Here is a 527-nt window from a genome sequence, read left to right on the forward strand (position 1 = left end):
CGGCAATACGCTGAACGTGACCGGCTACAATCCCGCAACCGGCACCGTCAGCTATACCTACACGCTGCTCGACAACGAGGCCCATGCTACCGGCGCCTCCACCAACAGCCTGTTCGAGAACCTTGCCGTCTCGCTCACCGACCAGGACGGCCAGAACGCCACAGGCACGCTGTCCGTCAACATCGTCGATGACGTGCCGACCGCGGTTGCCGACATCGACAGCATCGGGGCCGGCCTGTTCGGCCCGGCCACCGGCAATGTGCTGGTTGGCGGAACCGATGCCCTCGACGGCAACACGACCGACGGGGTTGCCGATACCAAGGGCGCCGACGGCGCTGCCGTGGTCGGCGTCGTCGCCGGCGACACCAATGCCGCCCTCGACAATACCGCAACACTCGGCGTGCAGATCCAGGGTCTCTACGGCAAGCTGACGCTGGCCGCCGACGGCACCTACACCTATACCCGCGATGCCGGCTCCGCCGGTGGCCATGACGACGTCTTCACCTACACCATCAAGGACGGCGACG

1 protein-coding gene is annotated in these 527 nt (G+C 66.2%); it reads left to right on the plus strand.

Annotation, left to right across the window (positions count from 1 at the left end; genetic code table 11):
* Nucleotides 1-527: Ig-like domain-containing protein (locus tag X735_RS01000000166670; protein WP_032909654.1), on the plus strand; the 527-nt coding region annotated here is incomplete at both ends.

Source organism: Mesorhizobium sp. L2C084A000, assembly GCF_000502875.1.
Classification (GTDB): Bacteria; Pseudomonadota; Alphaproteobacteria; order Rhizobiales; family Rhizobiaceae; genus Mesorhizobium.